This window comes from Gimesia chilikensis (assembly GCF_007744075.1).
GTDB classification, from domain to species: Bacteria; Planctomycetota; Planctomycetia; order Planctomycetales; family Planctomycetaceae; genus Gimesia; species Gimesia chilikensis_A.
On the sequence record NZ_CP036266.1, the window covers coordinates 4,904,299 to 4,920,654 of the forward strand.

The 16,356-nt window shown below is 50.0% G+C and carries 9 protein-coding genes; 5 read left to right on the forward strand and 4 right to left on the reverse strand.

The features are described 5' to 3' along the window. Nucleotides 1-3 precede the first annotated feature (3 nt). The 5 genes from HG66A1_RS18500 to HG66A1_RS18520 all read left to right on the forward strand — a co-directional run bounded on the left by HG66A1_RS18500 (nucleotide 4) and on the right by HG66A1_RS18520 (nucleotide 7,333). Complete coding sequence (locus HG66A1_RS18500; RefSeq protein ID WP_145187210.1) at nucleotides 4-1,449, forward strand: TolC family protein; 1,446 nt, start codon at nucleotides 4-6, stop codon at nucleotides 1,447-1,449. Further along, on the forward strand, nucleotides 1,446-2,888 hold the full coding sequence (locus HG66A1_RS18505) for an efflux RND transporter periplasmic adaptor subunit (RefSeq protein WP_232106612.1): 1,443 nt from the start codon (nucleotides 1,446-1,448) through the stop codon (nucleotides 2,886-2,888). The genes HG66A1_RS18500 and HG66A1_RS18505 overlap by 4 nt, the downstream gene beginning before the upstream one ends. A gap of 9 nt (nucleotides 2,889-2,897) precedes the next feature. Then, nucleotides 2,898-6,323: an efflux RND transporter permease subunit gene (locus tag HG66A1_RS18510; protein ID WP_145187213.1), complete on the forward strand. Its 3,426-nt coding sequence runs from the start codon at nucleotides 2,898-2,900 to the stop codon at nucleotides 6,321-6,323. Between the two features lie 46 nt (nucleotides 6,324-6,369). Then, the gene (locus HG66A1_RS18515) at nucleotides 6,370-6,870 is read left to right on the forward strand and encodes a hypothetical protein (protein ID WP_145187216.1); all 501 of its coding nucleotides are present in this window, start codon (nucleotides 6,370-6,372) and stop codon (nucleotides 6,868-6,870) included. Nucleotides 6,871-6,985: 115 nt separating this feature from the next. Next, entirely contained in the window at nucleotides 6,986-7,333 is a 348-nt protein-coding gene (locus HG66A1_RS18520; protein ID WP_145187219.1) for a DUF3147 family protein, read from the forward strand. A 379-nt stretch (nucleotides 7,334-7,712) separates the two neighbouring features. Here the strand turns inward: HG66A1_RS18520 and HG66A1_RS18525 are convergent, their stop codons facing one another. From HG66A1_RS18525 to HG66A1_RS18545, 4 genes are all read right to left on the reverse strand, one after another. Beyond that, nucleotides 7,713-7,898, reverse strand: a complete 186-nt coding sequence (locus HG66A1_RS18525; RefSeq protein ID WP_145187222.1) for a TspO/MBR family protein — start codon at nucleotides 7,896-7,898, stop codon at nucleotides 7,713-7,715. Between the two features lie 405 nt (nucleotides 7,899-8,303). Continuing rightward, on the reverse strand, nucleotides 8,304-9,833 hold the full coding sequence (locus HG66A1_RS18530) for an ATP-dependent RecD-like DNA helicase (protein ID WP_145187225.1): 1,530 nt from the start codon (nucleotides 9,831-9,833) through the stop codon (nucleotides 8,304-8,306). Between the two features lie 2,567 nt (nucleotides 9,834-12,400). After that, entirely contained in the window at nucleotides 12,401-13,660 is a 1,260-nt protein-coding gene (locus HG66A1_RS18540; RefSeq protein WP_145187230.1) for an AAA-like domain-containing protein, read from the reverse strand. Beyond that, nucleotides 13,650-16,310, reverse strand: coding sequence for a restriction endonuclease subunit S (locus tag HG66A1_RS18545; protein WP_145187233.1), 2,661 nt, complete (start codon nucleotides 16,308-16,310; stop codon nucleotides 13,650-13,652). Before HG66A1_RS18545 ends, HG66A1_RS18540 begins: the two co-directional genes overlap by 11 nt. Nucleotides 16,311-16,356 lie beyond the last annotated feature (46 nt).

The window sequence follows — 16,356 nt, forward strand, 5'->3', positions numbered from 1 at the left end:
TTTATGCGCCCGTTACTTACTGCGGTTCTGCTTGGGATTGGTCTGTTCACGGAAAGTTGTGCCAGCTCCTCATATTCGACTGGTAAAGCAATGATTTCTGACGCGACTTCCGAACGGGAAATTCCCCAGGAAGCAACCATTCATCAGGTCAGACATATCAACTCTGATTTGAAGAACCCAAACGATGAATTAGTACAAATCAACCTCACAGACACATCATCTCAGGTCAGCAAACCAACGGAGACACAAACGCTTGGTCTTCCAGAGTTGATTGACCTGACTCTTGATAGTAATCCTCGTCTGGCAGAGGTATCCTGGGCAATCGAAACAGCTCGAGGCCGGGCTATTCAGGCTGGATTGTATCCGAACCCGACTGTGAGCGTGACAGGTAATGAGATCAGTGACCGGACCGGTCCAGGGGGGATTTGGACGGCGTATGCGGGCCAGGAATTTGTCACAGCCAACAAACTGGATTTGGATCAGGCAGCCGCACTCAAAAGGGTGGATCAGGCCTCGCTCAACTTGATGACGGAACGCTTTCAGGTCTTTACGAAAGTACGGCAAGCGTACTTCGAAGCCTTAACTCTTCAAAAACGGTCAGATATCCTTTCGAACCTGGTAAAGCTTGCAGAGCAATCGGTCAATAATTCAAAAGCTCTGGTTAAAGCTAAAGAAGCAGCCGAGCTGGATGTCATACAACTCGAAGTTGATTTGGAACGTTATCGTGCAGACCTGGATGCGACGAGAAAGGCGTTGCCAGGGGCGTATCGAAAACTGGCTGCCAGTGTTGGTATTCAGGACATGCCTATTAAGCATCTTTCAGGTGAACTCGATCTTGCTCTAGAGGATTATAATCTGGATCAGGTCAGCACTTACGTGCTCAGTATCCACCCTGAAATCAGATCAGCACAAATTGGAGTTGAGCATGCCCGCTTGATCTTGCAACGAGCCAAGGTGGAACCAATCCCCAATATTACTGTGGGTACGGGATACACTCGCCAGAGCCAGAACCGGTCCGATGACTGGGACATCGGTTTTAGTGTTCCTCTCCCGCTTTGGAACAAAAATCAGGGAAACATATTGTCTGCCGAAACAAATATCAATGTGGCAATGAACCAAACGGAGCGTGTACAGAATGAACTGATGGATCAACTTGCGATCGCTTATTCAGCTTATGCTTCCGCACGGGAACGGGCTGAACGTTACCAGGTTTCAATCTTGCCGAAGGCTCAACGAACTTATGAACTTTCAATGGTAGCATACCAGGGAGGACAGTTTGAGTACCTACGTGTACTGGAAGCACAACGATCTGTAGCTGAAGCCAATCTGGAATTGATTCGCTCCATGAGCGAGATGTGGCTGGCTGCCAGCGAAATTGCAGGACTGATGTTGGAAGATCAGTGGCCTTTAGCTCCTGTCCCTCCCTTACCTGAAAAGGAACAATCATGAAGAAACTTCTTCAAATAGTGAAACCCATTCTGGCAATCGGGATCGTTGCGATATTGATTGCTACCGGCTATTTCACGCGTGACAATTGGTTGCCGCTTTTAGAACAAAACAAAACCGCCAGATCGGATAACGTTTCTACTGCTTCAACCAAAGCAAGCGATAAGAAAAACGCAGCTTCCGAGCAGATTATTCTATCAGACCAGGCGATTGCCAATTTGGGCTTGCAGGTCAAATCAATACAGCCTGAGACCTATTGGAAAACGCTACAGGTCCCGGGCATGGTAGTGGATCGACCCGGTCGCAGTGATCGAGGGATCGTTTCTCCTGTAGATGGAGTGGTCGACAAAATGAATTATTTTCCAGGCGACACAGTCCACCCTGGGGATGTGCTCTATACGATCCGCATCCTTAGCGAGTCTTTGCAACAGACCCAGTCGAAACTGTTTAAAGATACGCAAGACATCAAACTCGCCGAAGCAAAAAAGAAACGCCTGGAATCTTCAGGAGGAGCAGTCCCCGGTGCCCGGATCATTGAAGTCGCTAGTGAAATCACGCGACTGAAAGTGGCAATCAAAGGGTATCGTCAGGAACTGCTTAGTCGAAGTTTTACACAAAATCAGTTGAACGAAGTGGCTGCAGGTAATTTCGTCAAAGAACTGAATATTCTCGTTCCCTCTCAAGCTAGCGAATCCAAACCATTGGGGACCTCTGTCGTGCTGCAGGCGACAGGTGAGGAAGTAAAACTGGACTCCCCCCCCTCCTTTGAAGTTCAGGAATGCAAAATAGATCTAGGCCAACAAGTCAGAACCGGTCAAATGTTGTGTTTGCTGGCAAATCATCAGTTGCTGGCAATAGAAGGTCGGGCATTTCGAGACGAAACACAACTTCTTGAACAAAGTGTCAAAGCCGGTTGGCCAGTTGAAGTGGACTTTCAGGAAAACGCGATCGCAGACTGGCCTCCCGTTAATCAGACTTTCTGGATTCAATATCTGGCAAATGTCATAGATCCCATTAATCGTACCTTTGCGTTTCGTATGGCGTTGGAAAATCAGTCTAGAGTTGTGAAACAAGATGGAATGACCCAGATACTCTGGCGGTTTCGTCCAGGTCATAAAGTCCGCATCTTGATCCGGGTCGAAAAGCTCGAAAACGTCTTTGTACTTCCCACGGATGCCGTTGCCCGCGACGGAGCTGAAGCATTTGTTTTTACCCAGAACGTCAATACGTTTCAACGCAAGGCGGTTCGAGTACTGGAACGAGACCGACGCTATACCGTCATCGCGAATGATGGATCGCTCATGCCTGGTTCGTTTGTAGTACAGAGTTCTGCCGAACAGTTGAACCGTATGTTGAAGTCCTCATCAGGAGACGACTTACCAGAAGGCTACCACATTCACGCCGATGGCAGTCTCCATAAGAACGAAGACGAAGGGAATTAGGGGAATACCGTGCTCAATTCAATCATCCGACTCTCACTGACCCATCGAACGCTGGTGCTTGCCGCCTGTGTCGTTGTCCTGGCTTATGGGGGTTATTTAACGACAACCTTACCTATTGATGTGTTCCCAGATCTTGATCGACCTCGAGTCGTGATTCTAACAGAGTGTCCTGGCATGTCTTCTGAAGAAGTCGAAACGCTGGTTACTTATCCAATAGAAACAGCGATCCTAGGGGCAAACGGGGTTGAAGATGTCCGCAGTCAATCCAGTCAGGGCATGAATGTCATTTACATCGAGTTCAGTTGGAAGACGGAACCTCGGTACGCTCGACAGATTGTGTCAGAGCGTCTGGCAAATGTACCGATGCCACCAGGCATCCGTCCGATTATGACACCTCAGGCATCCATAATGGGGCAGATTCTGCATGTTGGAATTCATCGCAGAAAGGGGCCACAAGGTGGAAAGTTGACTGCGGTTGGGCAGACGGGATTACTGGCAGAACGCACAGGAAATGAAGCAAGTCCTGAACTGACCGTTTGGAATCCGGTGAATCGAAACGATCTCAGCTTGTGGAAGAAAATTGAAGTCGAGAATCCCAAATGGGATGAGACAAACCCTGGGCGTGATGTGGCATTTGTCTGGAATAAACGGTCCTATGACGTTATTTTCCCGACTCCTCTCGAAGAACGAATGGATCTGCGTACGACCGCGGACTGGTTAATCAGACCGCGACTACTGAAGCTGACTGGCATTGCTGAGGTCATTGTCATGGGCGGTGATGAGAAGCAGTATCAGGTTCTGGTTGATCCCATCAAGTTGCAAGAATATAACGTATCACTTCAGGATGTTGAGGCCGCTGTCCAGTCAAATAACCTGAATGCCAGTGGCGGGTTTATAATCGGAGGCCAGACAGAGCGTTCTGTGAGGGTGATTGGTCGTCTTGGTGCTCTGACAAGCGACGTCCTGGATGAGCTCCGAAAAGCCCCTGTCAAAATGAATGGAGACCGTGCCGTACTTTTATATCAGGTGGCACAAATCGTGGAAGGGCCGGCTCCCAAACGGGGCGATGCCAGTATTGATGGACATGCCGGTGTGGTTATTACAATTGTCAAACAGCCACATGCTGACACCAGAAAACTGACTGACGACGTGATGGCTGCTTTGAGTGATGCAGAATCAACGCTACCTGCCGACATTGTGATCAATACCAGCCTGTTTCAGCTCAAGAGTTTTATTGACCGAGGAATTTACTACGTCGAAGAAGCGCTTGTCATAGGAGCCATTCTTGTCGTGATCGTGCTGTTCTTGTTTCTGCTGAATTTTCGCACGACATTCATCACGTTGACAGCCATTCCATTGTCGCTGGTGATTACAACTCTGGTATTTCGCATCGTAGGGGTCATGTCTGGGACAGAATTATCAATCAACGTAATGACCCTGGGGGGAATTGCAGTTGCCATTGGCGAACTGGTCGATGATGCCATTGTGGATGTGGAAAATATCTTTCGACGCCTGGGAGAAAACAATTTAAATCCCAATCCGAAACCTGCCATTGTGGTCGTGTATGAAGCCAGTCGAGAAATCCGCTCTGCCATCGTCTTCGGGACAGCAGTCGTTGTCCTGGCCTTTATGCCTCTATTTGCTTTGTCCGGTGTGGAAGGTCGCTTGTTTATCCCATTGGGAATTGCCTATATCGTTTCAATTCTGGCTTCTTTACTGGTCTCACTGACTGTCACACCGGTACTCTCTTACTACCTCCTGCCTCAAGCAAAGGCAACTCATGCCCATCAGGATGGGCGGTTACTACGAGTGCTGAAATGGGGAGCGAGTTTCCTGATTCGATTCAGTATGCGGCGGGCAGGCATCCTATTGGTTTTGACCTGGGCACTCGTTGGTTACAGTGTCTGGGAATTGTCAAAGTTGGGAGCTGACTTTCTTCCCAAATTTGATGAGGGAAGCGTACAAATCAATGTATCTTTACCTGGCGGATCGTCGCTGAAAGCATCCAACGAGGCATCCTCACTGATTGATTCGCAACTTGTCAAACTGCAGAAGTCTGCAGAAAATCCGAATGGTCCCGTATTGCACTTTTTTCGCAGGACAGGTCGAGCAGAGCTGGATGAACATGCTCAGCCAGTCAACGTGGGTGAATACATTTTGACGATGAACCCAGACTCAGACCATGGTCGGGACGAGTTTCTGGATACGCTACTCTCTGATTTGCGCTCAAATGTACCAGGGGTTGGGATTGAAGCGGAACAACCCCTTTCTCACCTGATTAGCCATATGCTGTCCGGAGTGAAAGCCCAAGTCGGGATTAAGCTGTATGGAGACGACCTCGACAAGCTGCGCGAGTTGGCAGGAGAAGTTCGCGATGCGATCACTGATATACCTGGTGTGACACCTCCCATTATCGACCCACAGGAACGGGTAGATGAGTTACATGTAGTCCTGAAACCTGATGAGCTGGCTTTCTTTGGGCTGAGTCGGGAATACATAGCCGACTTCGTACAGACTGCGTTGAAAGGCGAAGCAGTATCGCAAGTCTTAGATGGTCAGAGACGTTTTGACCTTGTGATTAAACTCAACGAAGAGCATCGCTCAGATCCTTATAATCTGGGTGAACTACGTATTGATCTTCCCGATGGGCGGGGGCAAATACGTTTGCGAGAAGTGGCCAACTTCCCAGGTTCAGCCAGTGGACCAAATTTGATCAACCGAGAAAACGTCAGGCGCCGTCAAACAATCCGTTGTAATGTCTCAGGACGTGACCTCGCCAGTGCAGTCTCTGAAATTGAAGAACGGGTGCGTGATCAGGTCGCATTGCCAACCGGTTACTTTGTTGAGTTTGGGGGACAATTTGAAGCTCAACGGTCTGCTACGTTTCTGATTACAATACTGGCGGCAGTTTCAGTCGCTGGAATATTTATTGTTCTCATGATGCTTTATCCGTCAGCACGGATCACGTTTCAGATCCTGAATGCCATTCCGACTGCTTTTATTGGTGGTGTCTTCGCACTAGTATTAACCAACCAGACTCTTACCGTGGCTAGCATGGTAGGATTCGTATCTCTGGGGGGAATTTCTGTGCGAAACGGCATCCTGTTAGTGACACACTACTTTCATTTAATGGATGAAGAAGGGGAAGCGTTTAGTCAAAACATGGTGCTGCGGGGAAGTTTGGAAAGGCTTGCTCCGGTCCTGATGACCGCCTTGACCGCCGGTATTGCTTTGATTCCTCTTGTGGTGGGTGGTAATAAACCAGGGTTAGAAATTTTATACCCTGTCGCCACTGTGATTTTAGGAGGTTTGGTAACCTCAACGTTTTGCGAATTTTTTATTCACCCCGGCTTATTCTGGAAATTCTCGGGGAAAGATGCCGAACGACTGGTCCGTAGTAAAAGCTCTGATGAAGAACTGCTGCGATCTGTATAAGAATGTAATACACGTAAACTATTTCTATCATGCAAAGGAAAACGAAATGATGTACACAAAATCGCTGGGCTTACTGTTGGCAGCTTTACTCGTCACCGGTTGCTCGGACAAAGGCACTACCGATGCTCCGAAAACGGAAACTGCACAACAGGCCGAAAAACAGAATGAAGCTACCAGCACCGAAGAACATGCACCACACGGTTCAGGACCAAATGGCGGGGTGGTGTTTGATCTGGGAAAATATCACGCCGAATTCACAGTGGATCATCCCAAGCATGAATGCATGATTCTTTTCATAGGTAACGACGAGAAAACACCAGTAGCGGTTACAGCAAAAAATCTGACGCTAACCACAAAAGAGACAAAGACAGAAGAGGGAAAAGTTGTTCCCCCCATGACAGTGAAGCTGGTACCGCAGGATGAAACCGACGGGAAGGCGACGAAATTCGTCGGCACAGATCCTGGCATCGGTAATGTTGCCGACTTTGAGGGCACGGTTCTTGGTGAAGTCGATGGAAAACCTTCTCAGGGTGAGTTCAAAGAATAAACTGTCTGGTGATAATTATGGTTTCCATTGAGGTCGCCGCCGCCGGTAAAACGGCAGCGGTGGCCTTTGGATACAGTCGAGTGCTTAAATACTCTAAATACGATGAAAGTAGATAATGTACTATGTTCTCAAAATTCTGCTCACTGCCGGGTTAGTAGTTGCTGTATCGGAGATATCCAAGCGTAGCTCGCTTTGGGGTGGAATTCTCGCTTCGTTGCCACTGGTTTCTTTTCTTGGAATGATCTGGTTATATATCGACACAGGTAGTACAGAGAAGGTTTCGGAACTTTCAAAAAGTGTATTCTGGCTTGTCCTGCCTTCATTATCTTTTTTTCTCATGCTGCCTTTTTTGCTTAAGAAAGGAATGGGCTTCGGTACCAGTTTCGCATTTTCAACCATGGTTATGATTGGTCTCTATCTGGTCATGATTGTCTGTTTAAAGAAACTGGGAATTCATACTTAGTGCGATCCGAGCAGCAATTGATATCTAGGGGTTGAATTTCAAAAGCTGTTAAGTTTAAGAAAAACCCATTTGCCCAAAATATGCTTACGAATCTTGTTTAACTCCAATTAACCATGAATCCCAACAGGATTGGCAACAACAGAGAAAATTATGAATCCATTAAAGGTTGTAAATACTTAAATATAAATACGTTGCGTATTTTATAATAAGGATTGAATTAAATATGGTTGTGTCTTCGACTAGGCCGAATTCAATCATAGCGTGAAGTTGACGAATCGGATGAGTTTGTCGACATACTGGTGAACCATCGGCACTTTGATCCCGTGGATGAATCGCTCAGATGAGTGCGAGTCGAGCGAAAGGACCACACCATCGTAAGTCAGAGGGAATTCAACCGCCAAATCGCAAAGTTCAGCGCGCTCGCAAAGCTCACCCACATAACATACGGCACCATCAACCAGCCAGCGATCTTCGAGCTATTGAAGAACGCGAATGTTGTTGCCATGATTGCCAGCCATAGAACCACAATCTCCGCAAAGGCCCAGCCGGGTTGCTCCTGCGTCATCTGCGTTTTGCACCAACTCCTTAATAATCGGAAATCCTGTGTCACCGATCGAATAACGACCTTCAGAAAGGTTCTGACGAATCTGTCTGATGAAGGTCGCTGCTGAGGGAATGAATCCTTTGTTCGACATTGCTTTCCCAGTTTTTTAAATGCTTAAAGATGAATCTCATAGTTATTTGAATGACGCGACGAGTTGTGTGCGAGTCCTGGATGCGTCGCTCCAACATTTTGATTAAGAGCTCGGCGCTAGGCCCTTTGAGAACTTGAGCTCACTTGATGGTGGCTTCTTATACGCTTGGGTACTTAACCGAGGCGTCTCGTTGACGGAGGGATTTGATGATGTTCTCGACATCATGCAACTTAAAAGACGAATTGTTCTGATTGGGGGCAGTGTTGCTACCATGATTACACGATAAAGTGCTCCGCTATGATTTTGTTGGCCTGGGGCGTGACGTCCGTACCTTCAAAAGTCTCGATCAATCGACCGGGGAAATGTTTTTCGTACCACTTCTTTTTAGTTTCGGTGTGGTTGCGATACTTGTCCTGATCCAGTCGGCCCCAGTGTTCCCAGAAATACTGCTCGCCGTTCAATGTGATGGTGAAGTCAGGAAGATAGAACGTGCCGTCCGGGGCAAAGAGTGGTTCTTCGTAGCGGAACAGAATTTCACGTTCAGCCAGCATGTTCGTGATGATCACCTCGGACTTAGACCGCACGACGAACTCTGAAAGCGTCTCGTGAATCTTGCCTTCTTCGTACCAAGCCTGCACATTCAGCATCACATCCGGGATCGGTGCGAATTCAAAGATTGATGAGTTGATGCAAACGAGATGTGACCGTTCTCGGCGCCGCATATTCAGCAATGGCCCGATGTCTTCTTGAATCAGCAGCGTGCAATGTTTGCTGGCTCGCGTGATTCCGGTGTAGAACAGTTCGGGCGACAGCAGCGTGTCTTTGTGCTTGGGCACAATGAAGTACACATGATCGAATTCGCTGCCTTGTGACTTGTGGACGGAGATTGCGTACGCCAGTTCAAGATTGTTTTCGACCTTGGACTCGGGAATCCACTTGTCGTCCTTGTCTTTCCCGAGTTTTGAACCGTAACCCACCCAGTGCTTTTTGTGCTCGAACTGAACCTGAAAATGTCGAAGGTTGAATTCGCCCCATTTCCACTTTGCACCATCATACCCATGGGGTTTTACGTAGCCCAATTCCCCATTGAAGACTTCGACCCTCTCCGCCTTCTTGGTTTCGGGGTTGTAGCCATAAACCGGCTCACGATTCGACAACGAACGATTCGTAATTTGAATGACCTTGTCGAACAGCATGATTCCGTCGAGTTGACGATTGAAGTCGGGCTGTTCTCCTCGCGCAATCCCTTTGATGTGTTTCTGGATTTCCTCGTTGAGCGGTTCTGTGCCAAACAGCTCCCCGCGGTACTTGCGATCGTCGTCCTGATTCAGCGGGTTGCTGTAATTGGCGTAGTAAACAATCAGACTCTTGTCGTTCTCGATTTGCGCGAAGTAGTCTATGGCATTCTGAAGTCGCTGGTTGTAATCGAAGCTCCCCCCGCTCTGCTTGACCTCGTCGCCATACATTTCTTCGTAAGGCCAGATGCAGACAGTGCTCGGTTTAAGTTTCCAGCTAACGCGTTTGGCACCGCCTTTGAAGAACACTGGCGGGTCAGAGTGGATGTCGAACGACTTGTCGCCGAACGCGTTGATACTGTACATGCACGGCGGCACTTCGCCGCTGAGTTTTGAGCAGCACTTGCCGGCATTCTCTTTCTCGTAGGCAAGGTCACGCTTCTCACGAATCAACTCGCCGGGATACGAATGGCGACCCACGCAGTACACGTTGGCGGCCGGGTCCTGACAAACCCTGCCGTTCCATCCATCCTGATGCCATGCGATACGTGCTGAAATGTGTGCTGTCATGCGATATTCCTATTAAGACTTCTTACACTGCGGAAACATTTTCATGTCACGGGCCGTCTACATAAACAATCGGTAATCGTAGGACACTGGGCCGAAACGCTGCAACTTGGCTCCAATCCGGGCAATTTGACGGGACGAGTCGATCGTGGCAGGTAACTTTGAATACATGTCAGCCGAGTTCCAATCCATCTTTGAAAGTCCAAGTAGCTCCGCCGCGATCGTCTCTAAGTCCGTGTCACCGGCGTGTCGTTTCACGATCAGCGGTGACGGGATGTGCCGTTTACCTTGAAAATACTTCCAGCCGCTTTTGACTGAGTCTGTCACACCATGGCACCACACCAGAGCTCGGCGACTTCCAATCTTGACGACTGTGCCACGGCGTACCGGGAAATTGTCTTCGTCGAATCCCACAACACGTTTTCCGTTGATGGTTTTCGTTGTCTGAACTGATGAGACATAACGGAGCGCAGAATCAACCTGCACTTCAAGTAGATCAATGCTGTCGACCCCCGATAGCCCATCGAGTAACCCTTGCTTTTCATCACGCAGAAACGGAGTCTGTTTGTGGAGGACAACCCGCGGCGGCAAGCGGGACTGTGACTCAAAAAACAGCTGCCGAATTGACTCTGCAACTTGACGAGCATCATCGTACGACATGTGCGGATTTCGATTCCGCATTATCGGGTTTTCAATTTTGCTCAGCCGGAACTGTAATCCCTGTCCTTGTGCGTTGTAGAGATGGCTGCACCCGAGCACAGTCTGTTGACCATGCGGTGCGTACCGATCCACAGTAAAGCCGAGACCGACAAACGCAGCGTTCGGGTCTAAGGATGCCAGCGCCCATGGTGTACGCATTGCCTTAGCATAAAACGCGAGAGCCAGCCACCACCAAACCCTGCATTGCTGCTGACTAGCTAGCGTGTGTTCTTCAAGGAATTGAGTTGCGATACCTTTCTGAATGCAATACGCCTTTACAAAGTCGTGCAGGTCGAATCCTTCTTGCTCGTCCCGGTAGACTCGGAAACGAGACCAACGCTCAGGTATGAAAACCAAGACGACATTGGGCTTGTTTGCCGCAACGAGTGAATCAATTGACCGCGTTATGTGCTGCGCCGTTTGCAGACATGTTTTCAACTCATTCCCAGAATCCGCAGGCTCTGAACAGATTGACCACCCGGCATCTCCGTGCTGAGGCAATTCGACCGGCAACCCGAACGCACTTTGAAATCCGGGATATTCGATAAGGTAGTCCGCTTCTGACTTGTTCGGTTGCTGACGGACATTAGCCTGCTGCAAATATCTTGCCAGCTGAGCAGACTCCTTGGTAGGGCAAACGATGCCGATTCGGACGGCTGGCATGAGTCCGCGAGACGTCAGCCCAAAGTCGAATGGCTGATTATTTGCCAACCCGCGTAGCGGATGAGGGTCTGTTACAAAAGCCGTCGACTGCTTGTTGGAGAATTGCAGGAGTGGCTCAGGAACTTTGACGCCCAACTGTTTGATGTGCGGACGCATCCCGTCACTGATCTGTATCGGCCGCTCCTTCTGTCGCGTACCTATCGAGGCGAAACACGGTGCAGAACGAACTCTGAATCGAAACGTAGAACCACAGTTCGCTGGGAATTCAAATTCGTTCGTTCCTTTATGTGGAAACAGCGATTCGCGCCAAAGATCGAGTGCCTTGTTGAACTTGTTATTGTGTTCATATCCCAGCACCTCCATCTTCAGCGTGCTTGAAACTTCTTTTGGCAAGTCGCTTCCATCTTTGTCCTTCACAATAACGGTCGGCTTGAGAACAAGTTGATTGCGACCACCAAAGAAACGCAGTGACACAACCGCTGCTCTATGGATGTGACACTGAGTTCCGGCGAATGGCTTGACTCGATCTGGCTTCGACTGCCAAAGTAATTTGCGATTGTCTGCCTCGATCCCGATGGTTTGACTTAGAATACGAAGCAGCGCTTGAAGCATCAGCGAATTGACCGTCCCGTTTTCGATCGTGAGATCAGCGTCAGTTACAGGTGTACGTTTTATAGAGTCCTCAATGCGATTGCCGAATGCTTCTTTGATGTCATCAATCAATCCGATTGCGAGCACCTTCCCTTTGAACGGTACTGCGACAAAGTTTCGATCTTTGCACAGGTCATCCAGCCATGACCAAGGTTTTTCGGGCCAGTCGTTCAAACTGAACTCAAGTAGCTCAGAGGGGCATTCGATCTCGAATGCGTTGCTTTTGATCAGCGCCGTGCAAGGAAGTTCGTCGACATAAAACGGATCGCAGGTATCGCCACCTTGATTGGTCGCGTCCAACAGCACTCTAGCTTTGTCCTGCCGGTTATCCTTAAGGCAGTGCAAAGCGAGTCGTGAGAGGATGTCGTCAAATCCGTGCGTTGGGACAAAATACGCCGTCCGATTCGCGGTACGTGCTGCCCCCAAGAGATGCTTTACCGGTGTTGCGATGTGGTCGCCGTATCCGCACCAATACAAGGCCCCGCTTCCAGGCTGTGAATAAGCGTCGTTGAGCGCCTTCATCAATGAAGCATCTCGTCCGCTGTACCCAATGACGATCAATGTCGCGTCGCGTAACTCTTTGATGAGTGCATCACAAAGTTCTGCTTCCTGCTTTTGCAGCTCACCATCCGTGTTCTTGAGCTCGTCGTATCGGTAGTCTCCATGCAAAGAGACGCATAACAATTCGCCTCTACTGGTCGAATCTGCTTGATTCTCAATTCAAGGATTGAACGAATCTCAGTTCGGTACGCGTCCCACATTCCGAACATGCGTTCCAATGTGCTGGTATCTGGTTTGGAACCACGGACATGCTGCTCAAACATTCGACACGACGCTTTGACCTTCGCGCCCTCTCCGACAGCGAAACCTCGGACGAGCAAATACCGCGTTTCCTCTTTGCCGATTCGATCCTTGTCGAGGCCGTCGTTCTCGATGATCAACTGAAACGCATTCTTGGTCGTAGCGCTGCATCCGTTCCAGAGCTTGTCCAGGAAGTCTGACAATTCGGCTGCAACCGCTCCTGCTGCGCCGTTGACGTGGTCGTTGGTAAGCTCGCCATTTCCCGCATCTGCGAGCGCATTTAGAATCGAGAGCAGCAGCACGGGATGGCCGCCGGTCCAGTTGCTTAACTCCTTCTTCCCGCCCTGATTCATCGTTAGCGAGGCGCTCGTCAAAGCGTGTTCCACATCTGCGTCGTCAAACGGTCCCACTCGAAGAGGGTTTACATCGAACATGTTCCAGAAGGGGCTATCCTCGACCTGCTTGTTGCGGGCGAGTTCGGTCTGGGTGGCTCGTGTTGCCGTGATAACCCGATGTTTCTTTCCGTAGAAAAGGTCACGAAGGTTTCCGAAAAGCTGTCCCGACAACAGTCCCTGACTGAGCGGCTTGTCGAAGCCATCCCAGATCATCAAGACGGACCGTTCTTCTATTTGCAGCAAATCCATCACCTCCTTGATAACCGGAAGTGACTTTTCGTTCTGCAATTCTGAGCGATAATCTTTGTAGGTAATGGCGTCCGAGTCCATGGCGGAATACAATAGGTCGCAAAGCTGCTCAATGAACTCCTCGTCTGATTGCGGCGGTGCGTACCCAAGTTGCCAATAGATGACCAGCGAATAGGGTGAGTCCTCTTTCTTCGCCCGTTCAACCAAGGCATTAAGCAGGACAGTCTTGCCGATGTGCCTTGGCCCAACGATCGACAGGTTTTCGGGCGATGTTTTCGCCAGCTTGCCCCAAATCCCATCCAGCAGGGCCTGTCGCCCGATCATTGGAATGTCGTCTGTGCCCAGTATCGGGAAGAATTTGTCACTCATCATCTATATCCTTTGTGTCTTCGATTTCATCTTCAGGCCTCGTTATCTCGCTGAGTTTTCCGCTGATGTCTTCCGCTTCGGCACGGGCACGGCTACGGAGAATTTCAAAATCCTGTTGCGAGTCCAGCCACTGCCCCATCATTGGAATCGTCAGCGTGTAATACGCGCCAGATGACTCACCATGCAGGTCGACCAGCTCCAGCTCTCTCAGAAGTTCAAGGTCCGAGATCACGATTTCCTCGCGGAGTTCAACACCTGCTTCTTCCAGCTTTGCTTCGATCACGCCGAGACGCATGGGGTCTGGACCATTCTCCTCGCGGTGCAGCAGGTAGAGCAGGAACCGTCGTCGATCAAACTCGGTGTAATCCCAGAGGCTGGCAAAGTGTTCATTGTCCTCGACCAACGCGTCGGCCGCGTCGTTGACATGGTCGACAGTGATCGAGCGGACTCCTGTTCTCGCTGCAATATCGAAAACACGGTTGCACAGACATTGCAACAGGTAAGGCTGTCCGGCCGTCAGCTCGTGTGCTCTGTTGACAGCCGACTTGGAGTACGACAATCGACCGGCAACTGGCTCAGTGATCAAACGAGCTGCTGCTTCCAGCGGCAATGCTGATACGCCGAGTCGAGTACCCAAACCGAACAAGGCGGACCAGTATTCCTGCCGCATTCGCTTCAGCCGACGCGAGCCAGTGAGGATTGCGGAGAGCTTTGGGAATGACTGTACGAGGAAGCGGATATTTTCCGGCACCTGCGGTGACGTAACCTTGTTGTTGATGCCTTCCTGTAACTTGTCAAACTCGTCGATCATCAAGAGTAAGCCGAGTTGCTGTTCAGCAAGCGTCTCAATAATTGTTTCCAGGTATTCACGAAAATCCTGAAACGGTGCTTCCTCACTAATCCCTTGCTGAAGTGCGCGGGCGATCCCGAGTTTCTTGTCGCCGTCCAGAACCGTTCCATCAGGCATCACAACGGAGCCGTTCAATTTCCGCATGCTTTGCACGAGTTCATAGGCGATACTGCGAAAGACATCTGCCGTGGGAATGCCGCCTTCGCTGTTGCCCTCTGCACCTTGAAGACTACAATAGACACCTAACCATCCGGGGATTGCTTTGGCACCTTCAAGGTGCCAAAGCACAGAAGACTTTCCTGCGCGGCGGTTTCCTTCCAATAAGACGACATTGCCACTCTGTAATATCTGCCGCTTGATTTGCTCGATCAACTCTTCGCGACCGAAGAAGACGTCGTTTCGGTCAACTTTTACGGGATCGCCAGTAACGTATGGACTGGCACCTAGGTCAGCTGTTTCAGAAGCAGACTCAGCAGAGACAACGGAAAATCGCAGGTCTTTCGAGCCTGATATTTCATCGCCTTCAAGAGACAAGCATTCCCACTGAATGGTCACGTCAATATGATTGTATTCTTCAAGGGCGACGACCGAAAACTCTGCTTCGGCGGAATCGCCCGCCGCAAGAAACTGAATGTGGACATCGTTGAAAGGCTCGCCCCATAAACGCAGGCTCCGAATGGGCAACGTTCCCTGATTCTCAACCTTCAGTGTTAAGTCCGTGCACTCGCCGACTGGCACTTCCGTGACATCGGTTGTGATAACGAGTCGGTTTTGCTTGACCATCGACTCCGTGGTTAGCTTGAGCCATTTTTCCAATACACGGGTAAACGATTTGGCCTTCCGGTTGTCCGGCAAATCGCCGTCGGCGGCTTCTTCTGCTCGATCCAGACGTCGACCAACCTCATTCAGAACACTGAATAGTGCGGGGCCGTCCGGGATATCCTCTGCGCCTCGAAACGGAGTGAGTGCCTCACTGAAAGCCAGAGTCCATGCCGTCAGCGGCCCGGCGTCCGACGTCGAGTGTGCAACCTCATTTCGCAATTTACGAAACTCGCCTGACAGCTTCTGCCAGTAGCTGATTCTCAGCGAATCCACGTCTTGATTGGACAAGGTGGCCCAGTAGTGATTCAACCATTGCGAGACGGCGTTTGTCTCCGTCCCCGTCAGGAGTCGGCTGAGCAGTTCGATAGCATCGGTGCCAAGTTCGCGATACTCCGCACCGATTCGCCGTTGCATCTGGATCGGCGGGAGTGGAATAGGAATCTCTTTGAACACAGCTGAGGACAAGTGTTTGGCAGCCGAACCGCGTGCCCGTTCCTCCAGCCAGAATCGCACCTCGCTGCTATTCAGATACGCCATCACAAAATGTGGATCGAGTACGTCGCCATCGACTCGCAACACGAAGAAGCTGTTAGCTGCAACGCCGCCAACTGCGCCATTCCTGACAATGCCAGTCTTTCCGATCGTGCCTGACTTAGATACCAGCACGTCGCCGTGCTTTAGCTTCCACTTTGGGGCAATCTCTTTCGCAACTTCGCGTTTGACCCAAGCTGTCCCGGCCGCCGCTACACCGTTTGCGACATCACGAATCCGAATGTACGGAATCTCGTACGACTCAGCGTACTCGCGGTACTCAAGGTCTTCCGTCAGCGATTCCATGTGTTTGAGCAAGCTCATCCGCTCATGGTGCTCCCCAGGCTCATTGTCATTGAGTTCATTCACTCTCGCCTGCAACTGTGCAATCTCGGCTGAAATCTCAGCAACAGGAACGAGACCTTCATCATCGACGCTGGGAACATCCAAGAGATCGCGAGACGGAATCGAACGTCCCGCCGTGATTTTGCAGCAA

Coding starts and splice junctions, on each gene's coding strand:
- HG66A1_RS18515 (WP_145187216.1), top strand. CDS start 6,370: ATGATGTACACAAAATCGCTGGGCTTACTGTTGGCAGCTTTACTCGTC.
- HG66A1_RS18540 (WP_145187230.1), bottom strand. CDS start 13,660: ATGATGAGTGACAAATTCTTCCCGATACTGGGCACAGACGACATTCCA.
- HG66A1_RS18525 (WP_145187222.1), bottom strand. CDS start 7,898: ATGACGCAGGAGCAACCCGGCTGGGCCTTTGCGGAGATTGTGGTTCTA.
- HG66A1_RS18505 (WP_232106612.1), top strand. CDS start 1,446: ATGAAGAAACTTCTTCAAATAGTGAAACCCATTCTGGCAATCGGGATC.
- HG66A1_RS18500 (WP_145187210.1), top strand. CDS start 4: ATGCGCCCGTTACTTACTGCGGTTCTGCTTGGGATTGGTCTGTTCACG.
- HG66A1_RS18530 (WP_145187225.1), bottom strand. CDS start 9,833: ATGACAGCACACATTTCAGCACGTATCGCATGGCATCAGGATGGATGG.
- HG66A1_RS18520 (WP_145187219.1), top strand. CDS start 6,986: ATGTACTATGTTCTCAAAATTCTGCTCACTGCCGGGTTAGTAGTTGCT.